A 15,909-nucleotide genomic window follows, 5' to 3' on the forward strand; every position below is an offset into this window, starting at 1 on the left:
CGCGCTACAATGAGCGCTGGATCACCGCCAGGACTACTCATGCAAGTGCGCAGCAGCCATGATCTATCCAGCCCGGACGACGACAAGCCGGCGCCGCCCGTGCTGCAGCTGGCCCTTGCCGGTCTCGGCTGGGGCTTGCTCACCTGCATGCTGTGCTTTGCGATCCTGTTCCTCACCAAATGGCTGCTGCCGCCCGAATACTGGGGCGCGCACACGGGCCTGTCCAAGTTCAAGCGCGAAATGTCGCTGCCGCTGCTGGTGTTCTGGGTCGTCATCTATTCTCCCATCCTGGAAACGTTTCTCGGCCAGCTGCTGCCGCTGGAAATCCTCAAGCGCCTGGGCGCCAGCCGCCAGCTGAGCATTTTTATCGGCGCCATCCTGTGGGCCATCGTGCATTTCATCAGCGGCGGCTTGCTGCACGCCATCGTCGCGCTGGGTTCGGGCGCCATGTTCAGCTTTGTCTACCTGCGCTACCGCGCACCCACTGTGGCCGTGGCCTACGCGACAACGACCTTTTCCCGCGCCTGCAACAACATCGCCATCCTTGTCGCGGTGTTTTACGGCCTCGACGCGTAGACGCCTTCCAAAACCTGCTGCGCAGCATCGCGCAGCTGCCGCCGCAGGAAGCGCTGACGGCGGCCCTGCGCGACGACTGGGTGCGGCCCCTGTACATGGGCTTGCACCAGCCCCAGGCGCAGGAGTGCGCGGCGCGGCTGGCGCAGGCCGACGCCGCCGTCATCGCGCGCCTGCTGGGGCAATTCGACTGGCGCAGCCGCACGGCGGGCGCCTACCTGGCCGCATTGACCGGGCAGGGCGCCTTCACGGACCAGCTGGGCGGCCTGCTGCTGGCCAGCGAGGTCTGCTACGCGGGCAGCGCGTATTGCCTGGCGCTGGCCGTTTTCGACACGCCCGCCAGCCGCGACTACCTGCACCGCTATCTGGAACATTACCTGCGCCAGCCGCAGTTGTACTTTGATCAGGAACAAGCCATGGCTGTCATCGCCTGGCTCGATGGTCAGCACGGCCGGGATGAGGCGGCGCGCCACGCGCCAGCCTGGGCCGTTTTCGCGGCCAGCCGGCCGGGTCTGGCGCTGGACGATGCGCTCGCGGCGTTTGCGGCCAGTATGGACCGCTTGCGCGCCCTGCAAGCTCTGAGGGCGCCCGCTAAGTAATCCTCAGGAAATTCTTGTGAAGTTTTGCAAGTCAGAAATCACAATAATTTCTTGGGGGTTAGTTACTTAGCATCGCTCCAGCCGCCGACGTCCCATCCCCACGCCGTACGGCCACTCCCTCCCCACATCCCGCTTTCATGACATTTGCGTGACAAATGGCAGTGTTTCCCCGCCTGATCTGTCACTGCAGGGTGCATGCCGAAGCTGCCTTTCGACGCGGCACGACTTTGTCTTCCATGCCGGCTTGCGCTGGCATATCCACGCGTGATTTTTTTAAGTTTAACGACAGGAAACTGCAATATGACTAAGAAATTTGAATCCGCCGCCTTCGCGCAATCTTCCGAAGCGGCCGGCGTGTCCGCCATTGACGCCTATCTGAACAGCCTGGCGGCCCCGCAGCGTTTCGTGGGCACGGCGAACGCCGATGTACTCACCGGCACCACGGGCGCGGACGTGCTCGAAGGACTGGCGGGCGACGACACGTATTACGTCAACCATAGCGGCGACGTGGTCGTCGAGCTGGCCAACGGCGGCACCGATACCGTGTACACCAGCGTCAACTACACGGTGGCCGAGAACGTCGAGAACGTCCACCTGACCGCCGCAGGTCTGACGGTGACGGGCAGCGCCACGACCAACAACATCTTTTACGTCGATGTCCCTGGCGGGCACGTGATTGATGGCGGCAGCACGGGCAACGTGGTCAACTACGGCGGCGCAAGCGCGGGAGTGACGGCTGTCTTTGCGCCTGCGGACGGCCCACTAGTGGCGCGTCCTGGCGCTGACGTAGTGAGGAATGTGGCCAGCATCGTCGGCAGCAAGTTCAATGATGTGCTGACCGGCAACGAACTCAGGAATTTCCTTGCCGGCGGTTATGGAAATGACATTTTGCAGGGCGGCAAAGGCGACGATGGCCTGTTCGGCGCGATGGGTGACGATACCTACATTTTCGCTCGCGGCGACGGCGCCGATAACATCACCGAGATGGTGGAGGCGGGCAGCCGCAACGTCGTCTCCTTCCTGGCAGGCGTCAGCGCCGACCAGTTGTGGTTCCGCCAGGTGGGCGCGAACCTTGAAGTGAGCACCATCGGCACGGCCGACAGGATCACCATCAATGGCTGGTATAACGCCGGCTCGCCTCCTCGCATCGATGAATTCCGCACAGCCAACGGCCGCGTGCTGCTGGGAAGCGACGTGGAAAACCTGGTGCGGGCGATGGCCGTCCTGGTGCCGCCGCCGGCGGGCCAGCTGACCTTGCCGGCCGGCATCGCCGCCGCGCTGGCACCAGCGCTGGCGCAGAACTGGCGCACGGAAGGGCCGAACCAGCCGACCAACGGCACTTTCACCGGCACGGCGAACCCGGACATCATCAAGGGCACGGCGGGCGCCGACGTGATGGCCGGCCTGGGCGGCGACGATATCTATTACGTCAACCATGGCGGCGACGCTGTCGTCGAACAGGCGGGCGGCGGACGCGACACAGTCTACACCACCGTCAATCACACCCTGGCCGCCAACGTGGAAGAGGTGCATGTCAGCGCCGCCGGCCTGACGGTGACGGGCAACGGCAACGCGAACGTCTTCCACGTCGATGCCGCCGGCGGCAATGTGCTGCGCGGCGTCGGCGCGAACACTTCGGCCACCTATGCCGCGTCCAAGGCTGGCGTGACGGCCGCCATGATCGCCGTCAACGGTGACGCCACGGCGCGCCCGGGCAGCGATGTGCTGGTCAATATTTCCAACGTGACAGGCAGCGCCCATGACGACGTGCTGTCAGGCAACGAACTGGCCAACACCCTGTCCGGCGGCCTCGGCAACGATACCTTGCAAGGCGGCAAGGGGGACGACGTGCTGACCGGCGGCCTGGGCGACGATATCTATGTCTTTGCGCGCGGCGACGGCGCCGACGTCATCGCCGAGCCCTCGGCCGACGCCAATTACGACAGCATCGCCTTTTTGGCCGGCGTGAACATCGACCAGCTGTGGTTCCGCCAGGTGGGCGCGGATCTGGAAGTGAGCACCATCGGCACGACGGACAAGATCACCATCCGCAGCTGGAACGCGGCTGCGCCGAACATCGAGGAATTCCGCACGGCCGCCGGCCACGTCATGCGCGGCGCCGACGTGCAGCTGCTGGTGCAGGCGATGGCGAACCTGACGCCGCCGCCGCTGGGCCAGTTGACCCTGCCGGCCGCCACGGCCGCTGCCCTGGCGCCCGTGCTGGCCCAGGCCTGGCACTTCAACGGTCCCACGCAGCCCACGGGGCAGCACTTTGTCGGCACGGCGAACGCCGATGTCATCAACGGCACGGCCGGCGCCGACCTGCTCGAAGGCTTGGGCGGCGACGACACGTATTACGTCAACCACAGTGGCGACTTCATCGTCGAGCGGGGCAACGGCGGCAACGATACCGTCTACACCAGCGTCGATTACACGGTGGCCGACAATGTCGAATACGTGCGCCTCGCCTCTGCCGGCCTGAAGGTGACTGGCAGCGCCTATAACAACAACGTCTTTTATGTCGATACCCCCGGCGGCAATGTGCTCGATGGCGCCGGTGCCGGCAACTCGGTCACTTACAGCGGCGCCAGCACAGGCGTGACGGCCGTCTTCGCGCCCGTTGGCGGTCCCTTGACCGCGCGTCCCGGCGTAGACGTGCTGTCCAATTTCGGCATGCTGTTCGGCAGCAAGTTCGACGATGTGCTGATCGGCAATGAGCTCAAGAACATTCTCTTTGGCGGCTTCGGCAATGATATCTTCCAAGGCGGCAAGGGCGGTGACACTCTGGCCGGCCTCGCGGGCGACGACACCTATATCTTCGCCCGCGGCGACGGCGCCGACATCATCGCTGAGACGGAGGAGGCGGGCAGCCATGACGTCGTGTCTTTCCTGGCCGGCATCAGCGCCGAGCAGCTGTGGTTCCGCCAGGTGGGCGCCAACCTGGAAGTGAGCACCATCGGCACCACGGACAAGATCACCGTGAATAACTGGTTTGCCGATACGGCCGTGCGCATCGAGGAATTCCGCATGGCCGATGGCCGCGTCTTGTTGGGTAGCAATGTGCAAAACCTCGTGCAAGCGATGGCTAGCCTGACGCCGCCGCCGGCCGGCCAGCTGACCTTGCCTGCCGGCACGGCAGCCATCCTGGCGCCGGCGCTGGCGCAGAACTGGCGTGCCGCGCAGCAATTTGGCGCGGCCAGCCAGGGCGGATCCGCTGCCTGGCAAGCCGATCCGGCGCATCTGGTGCAAGCGATGGCCGGCTTTGCCGTGCCCGCGGCCGCATCGGCGCCCTGGTCCGGCCACGGCAACCCGTCGACGCAGATCCAGCTGGCGGCAGCGCAATGACCGCTTACGTTGATCGCTTGAGCACGTAGTTCCACCCCCGCGCAGCCGGGCCGGCCTTGCACGTGCCGGCCCGGCTGCGCCATTGATTTCCGACATGATCCGATGACCGTACTTCCATATCGCCACGCCACTTCGTCCACCGAACCCGCGCCCGACACGGGCCTGCTGTCGCTGCTGCTGATGGCCAGCCTGCACGGCATCGCCGCCGACGGCGCCCAGCTCAAGCACGCTTTCGGCCAGGCCGTGTTCACGCGCCAAACCGTCCTGCTGGCCGCGAAAGGGCTGGGCTTGACGGCCAAGCTGGTGCGCCAGGCGCCCGAACGGCTGGCGCAAGCGCCGCTGCCCGCCATCGCCATCGGTCACGACGGGCGTTTCTTTATTCTCGGCAAGGTCGACAGCAGCGACGGCGCCGTGAGCAAGGTGCTGATCCAGCATCCGGGCCAGCCGCCGCAGATCCTCGGCCGCGACGCTTTCCTCGCCGCCTGGTCGGGCGAACTGATCTTTTTTACCAGCAAGGCCAGCTATGCGGGCGAGACGGCCCGCTTCGACTTCAGCTGGTTCATCCCCGCCATCGTCAAATACCGCAGGCTGCTGGGCGAAGTGTTGCTCATTTCCTTCGTGCTGCAGCTGATCGGCCTGGCCACGCCCCTGTTTTTCCAGGTGGTGATGGACAAGGTGCTGGTCAACCACGCCATGCAGACCCTGAACGTGGTGGCCATCGGCCTGGTCTGCGCCATCGTCTTCGAGGCGGCGCTGGGCCTCATCCGTACCTATGTTTTCGCGCGCACCAGCAGCAAGATCGACGTGGAACTGGGCGCGCGGCTGTTCCGCCACCTGCTGGCCTTGCCGATCGCGTATTTCCAGGCGCGCCGCGTGGGCGATTCCGTGGCCCGCATCCATGAACTGGAAAACATCCGCTCATTTCTTACCGGCAACGCCATGACCCTGGTGCTCGACCTGCTGTTTTCCTTCATCTTCATCGCCGCCATGCTGTGGTACAGCGCGGCGCTCAGCGTGGTCGTGCTCGCGTCTATCCCCGTCTACGCGGTCCTGTCGATGCTGCTCACGCCCGTGCTGCGGGGGCGCTTGAACGACAAGTTCAACCGCAGCGCGGAAAACCAGTCTTTTCTGGTTGAAACGATCAGCGGCGTCGACACGGTCAAGGCCATGGCCGTCGAGCCGCGCTGGCAGCAGCAGTGGGAAAAACAGCTGGCCGGCTATGTGTCGGCCGGCCTGTCGGCGAACAATATCGGCATGCTGGCCAGCGGCGGCGTCACCCTGGTGAGTAAACTGGTGACGGCGGCCATCATGTGGTGGGGCGCCACGCTCGTCATCGACGGCAGGATGACGGTGGGCGAGCTGGTGGCCTTCAATATGCTGGCGGGGCAGGTGGCTTCGCCCATCCTGCGCCTGGCGCAGCTGTGGAACGATTTCCAGCAAGTGGGCATCTCCATGAGCCGTCTGGGCGACATCCTCAACGCCCGTACGGAAGCAGGCAGCCAAAACGCGGGCAACCAGAAGGCGCGCCTGCCGCGCATCGCCGGCGCCATCGACTTCCAGCAGGTGGGTTTCCGCTACCGACCCGACGCGGCCGAGGTGCTGCGCGAGGTGACGATCGCCATCGCGCCCGGCGAGGTGATCGGCATCGTCGGGCGCTCCGGCTCGGGCAAGAGCACCCTGACGCGGCTGGCGCAACGTCTGTACATCCCCGAGCGGGGCAAGGTGCTGATCGACGGGCAGGATATCGCCGTCATCGACACGGCCTCGCTGCGGCGCCAGATCGGCGTGGTGCTGCAGGAAAACATCCTGTTCAACCGCTCCGTGCGCGACAACATCGCCCTGAGCGACCCGGCGCTGCCCATCGATGCGGTCATCGCCGTGGCGAAACTGGCGGGCGCCCACGATTTTATCTGCGAACTGCCGGAAGGCTACGACACCATGGTGGGCGAACACGGCACGGGCCTGTCGGGTGGCCAGCGCCAGCGCATCGCCATCGCCCGCGCCCTGATCGGCGACCCGCGCATCCTGATTTTTGACGAAGCGACCAGCGCGCTCGACTACGAGTCGGAAAAGATTATCCAGGACAATATGCGCGGCATTTGCGCGGGACGCACCGTGCTGATCATCGCCCACCGCCTGTCGGCCGTGCGCGAAGCCAACCGCATCGTCGTCATGGAGCGGGGGCAGGTGGCGGAACTGGGCAGCCACGACGCGCTGCTGAAGCGGCCGGGCGGCATCTACGCCCATTTGTACAGCCTGCAGCAGGGTACGCACGGAAGCGCAACAGGGGACGCAACATGAGCGCCGGCCACCGTCTCGCCGCGTATGGCGAGCTGTTCAAACGCTATGGCCAGGTGCTGCGGCACAGCTGGCAAAGCCGCGCCACGCTGGGCGGCCCTGTGCTCAGCGAAGACGAGGCGGCCTTCCTGCCGGCCGCGCTGGCGCTGCAGGAGCGGCCCGTGTCGCCGTCGTTGCGCCTGACTGCCAGGGTGCTGATGCTGCTGGTCGGCTGCGTGGTGCTGTGGGCCGTTTTTGGCCGGGTCGACATCATCGTCCATGCGGCGGGCAAGATCATTCCATCCGGTAACACCAAGACCATCGCTTCCGTCGACGTGGCTGCCGTGCGCGCCCTGCATGTGCGGGAAGGGCAGGCCGTGCAGGCGGGCCAGCTGCTGGTGGAACTCGACAGCCGGGGGCCCGACGCCGAGCGCGACAAGGCGGCCGGCGACGCCGTGGCGGCCGCGCTGCAGGTGGCCCGCGCGCGCGCGCTGATCGCCGCCGTCGACACCCTGACGATGCCGAAGCTGGCGGCGCCGGACGCGATCCCGGCCCTGGAGCGCGCCGCCGCGCAAGCGCACGTGGATGGCCAGTACGCGAGTTTTCGCGCCAGGCTGGCGCACCTCGACGGCGAAATCGCCCGCTACGCGCAGGCGCTGCCATTGGCGGCCCAGCGGGCCGGCGATTACCGGGCGCTGCTGGCCACGCGCGACGTGGCCGAACACGCATGGCTGGAGAAGGAACAGGCGCGCATCGACCTGGCCGGCCAGCTGGCGTCGGCCCGCAGCGAGCGGGCGGCCCTGGTGGCGCAGACGAGGAAAGACGCCTACGACGCGCTGGCGGAAGGGGCGCGAGTGGCGGCCGCCAGCGGCCAGGACGCGCGCCGCGCGGGCGCCCGCGGCAGCCTGCTGCGCCTGACGGCCCCCGTCGACGGCACGGTGCAGCAACTGAAACTGCACACGGTGGGCGGCGTGGTCCCGGCCGCGCAGGCGCTGATGCAGATCGTGCCGCGCCAGGGCAAGCTGGAAATCGACGCCATGCTGGAAAACCGCGACGTGGGTTTCGTGCAGGCAGGGCAGGCGGTCGCCGTCAAGATCGACGCCTTCGACTACACCAAGTATGGCACCGTGCCCGCCGTCGTCAGCAGCGTCTCGCGCGACGCCATCGAGGATGAAAAGAAGGGGCCCGTCTACGCCGTCAGGATCACCTTGCGCCAGCCGGCCATCGTCATCGACGGCAGATTGGTGCCGCTGTCGGCCGGCATGGCCGTGCGCGCGGAAATCCGCACGGGCACGCGCAGGGTGGTCGAATACGTGCTCTCGCCGCTGGTGCGGCACCAGAAGGAGGCGCTGCATGAACGCTAGGCACGCCGCCATTTTCTTCGCCGCCGGTTTGTTCCTGGCCGCCGCGCCAGTCCGGGCGCAGATGCTGGACGCCGCGCCATGTCCATCTACCTATGAAGCCGCAGTCCCATTGACCCTGCCGGCGGCCGTCGACCTGGCCCTGTGCCGCAACGCGCAGGTGCACGGCGCCTGGGCCGGTATCCGGCTGCAGGCGGCCGGCGTGGGCGAGGCCAGGGCGGCCTATCTGCCCACCCTGAATGGGGGGCTGAGCCGGGTGCACGACCGCACGGCCTATCCGGGCGCGGACACGCCTTCCGGCAGCCTGAACAGCAATACGGGTTCGCTGAGCCTGTCCTGGCGCCTGTTCGACTTCGGCGGGCGCGCGGCGGGCCATCGTTCCGCGCAAGCCATGCTGGACGCGGCCCTGGCCAACCGCGACGCCGTGCTACAAAAGACCCTGGCGGCGACGGTCAGCGCGTATTTCGAGGCGCAGACGGCGCGCGCCAGCGTGCGCATGCGGCAGGAATACCAGGCGCTGGCCAATGAAACGGTGCAGGCCACGCAGCGCCGCGCCCAGCGGGGTCTCGGCTCGCACAGCGACACCCTGCAGGCGGCCAGCGCCCTGGCCAAGGCGGCCCTGGGCGCCAGCCGCGCCGACGGCGAGTTCCACAAGGCCCGTGCCGTGCTGGTCTACACGCTGGGCTTGCCGGCCGATGCGGGCGTGATCCTGGACGACGACGCGGACGGCGCGGCGGCGGGCCTGCGCGAGGGGTTGCAAGATGAGCTGCACGCCTGGCTGGCGCTGGCCCAGGCGCGCCACCCGGCCATCCTGGCGGCGCAGGCGCAGCTGGCGGCGGCGCGCGAACGGGTGGAGATTGCCCGCTCGGAGGGCCGCCCCAGCATCGATCTGACGGCCAATCTCTACCAGAACGGCCGGCCCAACCAGGGCTTGTCGCCGGCTTCCACGCGCGAAACGCTGGTGGGCATCTCGCTCAACATCCCCCTGTTCGACGGCTTTGCGCGCCACTACAAGGTGCGCGGCGCGCAGGCGCAGGCGGGGCAAAGGGAAGCCGAGGCTGAGGAAGTGCGGCAGCAGACCCTGATGGAACTGGTGAAAACCCATGCGGAGGCCAGCATGGCGCTGGCCAACCTGGCCGCGTCGCAAGCGTGGCTGGATGCGGCGCAGGACGCGCTGGCCAGCGTGCGGCGCAAGTTCGGCCTGGGCGCGGCCGATATCCTGGAAATGCTGAACACGCAGTCCGCGCTGCTCGAGGCGCAGCAGGAGCGCATCCGTTGCCAGGCGGAATGGCGCTCGGCCCGGCTGCGGCTGCTGGCCAGCGCCGGCATGCTGGCGCGCGACGACGTCGCGCAAGGGGGAGGCAAATTGCGCGCCCCGGCGGCGCAATAATGACTATATTGGTGGCGGTCCTTCCCGCACAGGGAAGGCGTTCCTGTTTCGGACTAGGGAGACATCATGCACAGCGTACAAAAGATTACCCCATGTTTATGGTTCAACGGCAACGCCGAGGCGGCGGCCCGGTTTTATATGGAAATATTTCCCAATTCGAAGATCGGCCAGATCCTGCGTTATGGCGAGGAAGGCAAGGAAATCCACGGCCAGGAGCCGGGCAGCGTGCTGACGGTGGCCTTTGAGCTCGATGGCCAGACGTTTACGGGCTTGAACGGCGGGCCGCAATTCCAGTTTTCCGAAGCGATCTCGTTCCAGGTCAATTGCGAAACCCAGGATGAAGTCGACCACTACTGGAACCTGCTGTCCCGGGGCGGGCCGCCGGAAGCGCAGCAATGCAGCTGGCTCAAGGACCAGTTCGGGGTGTCGTGGCAAATCGTGCCCACCCTGATGATCAAGCTGCTGGGCGACCCCGATCCCGTCAAGGCCGGGCGTGTGATGAAGGCCATGATGGGCATGAAAAAAATCGACATCGAGCAGATCAAGCGGGCGTACGCGGGCTAGCCCGCCACGCGGGGCAGGGGGCGCACGCCAGCGGCGCACCCTGTCCAAGATGGCCGGCATTTGCTATAGTTCCGGCCATCTTTCCATTGCCAGATTGACCCTGCCCATGACTATCAGCACCAGCAACACCATCGCCCCGCGCACCTTCGGCACACCGCTGTCTTCCACCGCCATCAAAGTCATGCTGCTGGGTTCCGGCGAACTGGGCAAGGAAGTGATCATTGCGCTGCAGCGCCTGGGCGTGGAAGTGATCGCCGTCGACCGCTATCCGAACGCGCCGGGCCACCCCGTGGCGCACCGCTCGCACGTGATCGACATGAGCGACGGCGTGGCGCTGGCCGCCCTGATCGACCTGGAAAAGCCGGATTTGATCGTGCCGGAAATCGAAGCCATCGCCACCGACACCCTGGCGGCGCTGGAAGCTGCCGGGCAGATCACCTGCATCCCGAACGCGCGCGCGGCCGTGCTGACGATGAACCGCGAAGGCATCCGCACCCTGGCGGCCGAAACCCTGGGCGTGGCCACGTCGCCATACCGCTTCGCCAGCAGCCTGCAGGAGTTGCAGGCCGCTTGCCAGGAGATCGGCTTCCCGTGCGTGGTGAAACCCGTGATGTCGTCGTCGGGCAAGGGCCAGTCCAAACTCGATGGCGCCGCTGACGTGGACGCCGCATGGGCGTATGCGGCCAGCGGCAGCCGGGTCGATACGGGCCGCGTCATCGTCGAAGGCTTCATCGACTTCGACTACGAAATCACCCTGCTGACGGTGCGCGCCGTCGGTGCTTCGGGGCAGATCGAAACGCAGTTCTGCGAGCCGATCGGCCACTTGCAGGTACACGGCGACTACGTGGAATCGTGGCAGCCGGCCCGCATGGCGCCGCTGGCACTTGAGCGTTCGCGCGAGATCGCCCGCAAGGTGACGGACAACCTGGGCGGCCTGGGCCTGTTCGGCGTGGAGCTGTTCGTCAAGGACGACATGGTGTGGTTCTCGGAAGTGAGCCCCCGTCCGCACGACACGGGCATGGTCACGATGGCCAGCCAGGTGCAGAGCGAATTCGAGCTGCACGCGAAAGCCATCCTCGGTTTGCCCGTCAACGTGGCGCTGCGTTCGCCCGGTGCCTCGGCCGTCATCTACGGCCAGCTGGAAGCGAAAGGCATCGCCTTTGAAGGCGTGGCCGACGCCTTGAAGGTGCCGGGCGCCGATTTGCGCCTGTTCGGCAAGCCGGAATCGTTCGCCCGCCGCCGCATGGGCGTGGCGCTGGCCACGGCCGACGATATCGACACGGCCCGCCAGCGCGCCGTGCTGGCCGCGTCGAAAGTCAAGCCGGTGGCCCGCTGATGGCCCTGGCGGCGCACGCCAGCCTGCCGCTGGCTGACGCCGGCGGCGACGACATCAAGCGCAAGCTGCGCGGCCACATCGCGCGGCGCAACCTGGCCGGCGCCGCCAACGACTGCAAGTGGAACGAACTGCTGGCCTTCATGCGCGGGCGGACCGACTGGGTGCCGTCGTACCGCTACGGTTCCGTGTCCGGCTACGTGTCGCGCTGGGACACGGAGTGGGATTACCACCCGCCGTTTCCGTTCATGGGCGTGGAATGGTTCGACATCAGCCTGTACTCGGAAGAACACGTGGCCATGCTGCTGCCGAAGAAAATCATCGACCATGGCGTGTGGATCGTGCCGGAGCTCCAACGCATCGGCTTCGATTTCGAGGTGCGGGACCGGGTGGCGCGCATCTGGGGCTATCTGCCCCGTTCCTACCATGACTTCCCGCCTGCCGACTAATTCAATGAGTATTGATATGCCTGACAACGATATTCCACAAGTACCGCAACCGGACGACGCCGTCGTCGGCAAGGAAGCGGGCGCGCAGATGCTGGTTGCGGCCTGTGCCGCGCGCGACGCCTTTTATGCCACCCTGGGCACCGTAGACACCGACGTGCTGGCGCCGCTGGTCAACCCGGCCTTCATGGGAGGCCCCCGCTGGCCATCGCTGCGCCAGGCCTGGAGGGTGATCCGCCGTGCCGATACCATCATCATCGCCAGCGATGGCTTGAGCGATCCGTTCGAGGATGACGACGACGTGTTTGTGCCGCGCGGCCACCTGCTGGAAGTGTGCATCGAGGCGCCGCTGTCCGCCTTTGACGGCAAGGACGTGGCGCATTCCTGGCTGTTCGACCTGATCTACCAGGTCAGCCAGAACGTGGCCGACCATGGCTCCATCGACTTGCTGGTGCAGCGCCACGGCAGCGTCTCGATGGTGCTGGACGTGCGCGATGCGCCGGCAGGCCTCGAAGACGAGGACGAACAGGTGGGCGTGCTGCTGGCCCAGGGCGCAAGCAGCATCGCGCCATCGTTCGATACGCCATATGGCGAAGTGATGCTGCTCGCCGTCACCGCGCTGCAGCCGGCCGAACTGGCGTTCATCAGCGAGGCCGCCGACAAGGCGCAATCGCGGCGCGACCTGGCTGCCGCGCTGGCCGCCTCGCCGACGGGGCATTGGAGCGTGGCCCAGCGGCCGGCCGTCATTCCCCGCTAGGTTCTTCGACCGGCGGCACGGCCGGTTCCTCGGTTTTCCGTGCTTCCTTCGCTTCAACGACGGCCGGCGCCGGCGGCGGCTCGCGCCACTTGCCCGCCGCCTTCAGCTTGTTCTTCAGCCCCGGCAAGGGGAAGCCCAGCGCATAGGCTTTTTGCGCATGCGCGCTGGCCTTCTCGTATTCCTTCTTTTTCACATACATCAAGCCCAGGTTGTACTGAATGGTGGCCTGCTCGGGCGCCAGGCGGCTGGCCGCATCCAGCTGTTCCAGCGCCATCGCATCCTGGCCCGTGGCCAGCAGGTAGTTGCCAAACACCATGCGCGCCGTCACGTCCTGCGGCGCGAAGGCGATCGCCCGTTCGAAGTAGCAACTGACCGTGTAGCGGGCGCCCACCGGCTGCGCGCTTTTCAGCCGCAATCCCAGCTTGGCCATCGACGCCAGCGCCCGGTGGTGGTTCGGGAAGTGCTCCAGGGTGTAGAGAAATTCGCGCTTGACCTTGAGGATTTCGATCATTTCCAGCATGCCGCGGCTGGCCGCATACACGGCGCCCGACCAGGACCAGGCGCGCGGATCGCCTTCGTCGCCGTACTGCGCCACTTTCGACAGGTCGACGGAACCCACGAGGTCGGCCAGGTCGGCCGTCGTGGGATCGTGCGGCGCATACGTGCCGATGCCGCAGCGGCCCGCCTCGGACAGGTGGATGCGCTCGACGGGCATGCGCAGGAAGTCGCCCCCGTACTGTTCTTCCAGGCGGGCGCGGCAATGGGGACACAGTTCGCCGTGCAGTTCGGCATCATAGCTGGCGCGAAAGTCGGCGCGCATGCTGTGCGGCACCAGATGCAGCGGCGATTCGTGCACGGGACAGCCGGCGATGCCATATAGCGCGCCTTCACTGCTGTGGCTGTATTCTTCCAGCCCCCGCTTGAGCAGGATCACCATGGTCGACTTGCCGCCCGATGGCGGGCCCAGCAGCAACAGCATGCGCCGGCCGACTTCGGAGCCGGCGGCGGCCGCCTTGAAGTAGGCGGCGACCCGGTCGATCGCCTCGTCGATGCCGAACAGCTCGTCGTCGAACAGGCGGCAGCGGAAGCGCCCGCTGTCGTCGGTCTGGCCGTTCCAGCGCATCATGTCCCACAGATACTGGTGCGCGCTGCGCGTCAGCAGGCCCGCGCGGCCGGGCAGGATTTGCTCGATGAAGTCGGCAAAACTGCCACGCCAGGGACTGATGCGGTGTTTTTCCGCCCAGGCCGCCATGCCGTGCACAAAACCCGCATGCTGGCCTTGCTCGCCCGCAGGCGCGTCGTCATCGGATTGGTGTGGCCTACCAGGAATCGTCATTATTTTCCCATCCATACCGTTGCTGCCGTGTGCAGGCCCAGTTCCAGCCTGCCAGTCAAGTATACGACGCTGCCTCTGCCCGCACGACTGATCTCGCTCAACCTTGACGAGGGAACTATTTTTATCCTCGCCGCGCCCATTGAGACAAGGCAGCCATGCGTCAGCGCGGTTCAATCCAGATCAATACTGGCCTGCGCGGCACGTCCACACTGGTCTTGCGACGACCCACGAGGAGAACATAATGATAGGTAACGAGAATGGTTTCAGCGCCCCGCCTGGCGGCAGCGGCAGGGGACAAAGCGCGGACGATGAAGAGGCCGTCGGCCAGTTTGCCGCCCCCGGCGAAGACGACCATACGATCGAGAGCGCGTCCGTCTCGGAGGTACCCGACGCCCTGAGCGGCGTCAGCATGGAATTGCTGGAAATCAAGCGCAGCATCGAAGACGGCATGCGCCAAAGCATTTCGCAGGCGGGCGGCGTGCGCGCGGCCGATGCCTTCAGCGACGGCGGCAATATCCAGGGCGTGTCCATCGGCCTGGGCGAGGGCGCCAGCGACAGCTCGTCCGGCGAGCCGGGCTTGCCGGCCCTGACCCTGTACGTGGCCGAACCCACCTCCGTCGACCGCGCCAAGGCCGCCATCGTGGGGGCCATGGGCGTGCGCGCCGTGGCCAGCGACAAGGTGCCCGTCAACATCGTCGTCACGGGCGTGATCGATGCGCAACCGCACCGTTTCCGCTTGCGCCCGGCGCCGGGCGGCGTGTCGGTCGGGCATTTCCGCATCACGGCCGGCACCATCGGCTGCCTGGCCGTGGGCCGCAGCGCACCGCGCAGCGGCCGATTGATGATCCTGAGCAATAATCACGTGCTGGCCAATTCCAACGGCGGCGTGTTCAACGATTGCATCGTGCAGCCTGGTCCTATCGACGGGGGACGTTGTCCGCAAGACCAGGTGGCCGTGCTCGAGCGTTTCGTGCCCATCAATTTCAGCGGCGGCGTCAATTACGTCGATTGCGCCACCGGCTGGGCCTGGCCTGACCGCGTGCGGCCCGAACTGGTCTACCTGCGCGGCGGCGTGCCCGCCTACTTCCGTATCAGCAATGCGCTGGTGGCCCCCGCGTTGGGCATGATGGTCGGCAAGTCCGGCCGCACGACGCAATTGACGCAGGGCCGCATCACGGGCCTGGGCGCCACCATCAACGTCAATTACGGCGGCGGCAGGATCGCGCTGTTCCAGGACCAGATCGCCATCACGGGCGTGAGCGGGGCGTTCAGCGCGGGCGGCGATTCGGGTTCGTCCATCTGGACCTGGAACCAGCAGCGCAATCCCGTCGGCCTGCTGTTTGCGGGCGGCAACAACATCACGTTTGCCAACCAGATGCGGCGCGTGGTGGCGGCGCTCGACATCAATTTGTACACCTGAGCACGCTGCCAGGTGCCGCCTTGCATAACGCTGCTTTTTGCACGATGATGATTGTATGAGAGGCCGCAGCCATGCATGGTTGTGCCCGGCGAACGGCGCTGCAGCGCCGGATGGCCGGGTGTATCATGGAATGCCTCAGGAGGGTTGTCATGTCAAACAGTAAATTCGTACCATCGCCATATGCCGTCTTCGAAGACGCTGCCATGCCGTACTTACCGGATGAGATTCCTGGACAGGGCATGGGGCAGTACTCCCCGGCCGCGCCCCAGGGCCGCCTGGAAGCGGCAAGGCGGCGCAACGAGCGGGCGCTGATGGCCATCGACGGCGTGGAAGGCGTCAGCGTGGGACACACGGCCGTGGGCAAGGACGCGCTCGTCGTGTATTTGCGCGACTCGTCCGTCAAGCGGCGCGTGCCGTCGCAGGTCGAGGGCTATCCGGTGGAAACGAGCGTCACTGGCCAGATCGATATCCAGCGCTGGTAGGCAGGCCTGGCCGCGGATCGTTGCGG

The 15,909-nt window shown here is 66.4% G+C and carries 13 protein-coding genes; 12 read left to right on the forward strand and 1 reads right to left on the reverse strand.

Annotation, left to right across the window (positions count from 1 at the left end):
- The first annotated feature begins 39 nt into the window (after positions 1 to 39).
- From D9M09_RS11940 to D9M09_RS11985, 10 genes are all read left to right on the forward strand, one after another.
- Positions 40 to 576 (forward strand): CPBP family glutamic-type intramembrane protease, encoded by a 537-nt coding sequence (locus D9M09_RS11940; RefSeq protein WP_162995644.1) that lies wholly within the window; start codon positions 40 to 42, stop codon positions 574 to 576.
- Positions 577 to 671: 95 nt separating this feature from the next.
- Positions 672 to 1,172 carry a DUF6000 family protein gene (locus D9M09_RS11945; protein WP_162995645.1) on the forward strand — a complete coding sequence of 167 codons (501 nt, stop codon included), beginning with the start codon at positions 672 to 674 and terminating at the stop codon, positions 1,170 to 1,172.
- Positions 1,173 to 1,472: 300 nt separating this feature from the next.
- Positions 1,473 to 4,517, forward strand: coding sequence for a calcium-binding protein (locus D9M09_RS11950; RefSeq protein ID WP_162995646.1), 3,045 nt, complete (start codon positions 1,473 to 1,475; stop codon positions 4,515 to 4,517).
- A gap of 102 nt (positions 4,518 to 4,619) precedes the next feature.
- On the forward strand, positions 4,620 to 6,818 hold the full coding sequence (locus tag D9M09_RS11955; protein ID WP_121669367.1) for a type I secretion system permease/ATPase: 2,199 nt from the start codon (positions 4,620 to 4,622) through the stop codon (positions 6,816 to 6,818).
- Positions 6,815 to 8,158, forward strand: a complete 1,344-nt coding sequence (locus D9M09_RS11960) for an HlyD family type I secretion periplasmic adaptor subunit (RefSeq protein ID WP_121669368.1) — start codon at positions 6,815 to 6,817, stop codon at positions 8,156 to 8,158. Before D9M09_RS11955 ends, D9M09_RS11960 begins: the two co-directional genes overlap by 4 nt.
- Positions 8,148 to 9,545 (forward strand): TolC family protein, encoded by a 1,398-nt coding sequence (locus D9M09_RS11965; RefSeq protein WP_121669369.1) that lies wholly within the window; start codon positions 8,148 to 8,150, stop codon positions 9,543 to 9,545. Before D9M09_RS11960 ends, D9M09_RS11965 begins: the two co-directional genes overlap by 11 nt.
- 66 nt (positions 9,546 to 9,611) lie before the next feature.
- Complete coding sequence (locus D9M09_RS11970; RefSeq protein ID WP_121669370.1) at positions 9,612 to 10,109, forward strand: VOC family protein; 498 nt, start codon at positions 9,612 to 9,614, stop codon at positions 10,107 to 10,109.
- A gap of 106 nt (positions 10,110 to 10,215) precedes the next feature.
- Positions 10,216 to 11,445, forward strand: a complete 1,230-nt coding sequence (gene purT / locus D9M09_RS11975) for a formate-dependent phosphoribosylglycinamide formyltransferase (protein WP_121669371.1) — start codon at positions 10,216 to 10,218, stop codon at positions 11,443 to 11,445.
- Positions 11,445 to 11,891, forward strand: a complete 447-nt coding sequence (locus D9M09_RS11980) for a DUF6678 family protein (RefSeq protein WP_121669372.1) — start codon at positions 11,445 to 11,447, stop codon at positions 11,889 to 11,891. The genes purT and D9M09_RS11980 overlap by 1 nt, the downstream gene beginning before the upstream one ends.
- A 16-nt stretch (positions 11,892 to 11,907) precedes the next feature.
- Positions 11,908 to 12,645 carry a hypothetical protein gene (locus tag D9M09_RS11985; protein WP_121669373.1) on the forward strand — a complete coding sequence of 246 codons (738 nt, stop codon included), beginning with the start codon at positions 11,908 to 11,910 and terminating at the stop codon, positions 12,643 to 12,645.
- On the opposite strand, the gene D9M09_RS11990 is transcribed toward D9M09_RS11985, so the two are convergent.
- Complete coding sequence (locus D9M09_RS11990; RefSeq protein ID WP_205602356.1) at positions 12,632 to 13,981, reverse strand: hypothetical protein; 1,350 nt, start codon at positions 13,979 to 13,981, stop codon at positions 12,632 to 12,634. The two genes, D9M09_RS11985 and D9M09_RS11990, sit on opposite strands and share 14 nt — an antisense overlap.
- 241 nt (positions 13,982 to 14,222) lie before the next feature.
- Between D9M09_RS11990 and D9M09_RS11995 the strand changes: the two genes are divergently transcribed.
- Together D9M09_RS11995 and D9M09_RS12000 are read left to right on the forward strand one after the other, a co-directional pair.
- On the forward strand, positions 14,223 to 15,401 hold the full coding sequence (locus D9M09_RS11995; RefSeq protein ID WP_121669374.1) for a hypothetical protein: 1,179 nt from the start codon (positions 14,223 to 14,225) through the stop codon (positions 15,399 to 15,401).
- 149 nt (positions 15,402 to 15,550) lie between these two features.
- Positions 15,551 to 15,883, forward strand: coding sequence for a hypothetical protein (locus tag D9M09_RS12000; RefSeq protein WP_121669375.1), 333 nt, complete (start codon positions 15,551 to 15,553; stop codon positions 15,881 to 15,883).
- Positions 15,884 to 15,909: the final 26 nt, after the last annotated feature.

The sequence above is a fragment of the Janthinobacterium agaricidamnosum genome (genome assembly GCF_003667705.1).
In the GTDB taxonomy this organism is placed as follows: Bacteria; Pseudomonadota; Gammaproteobacteria; order Burkholderiales; family Burkholderiaceae_D; genus Janthinobacterium.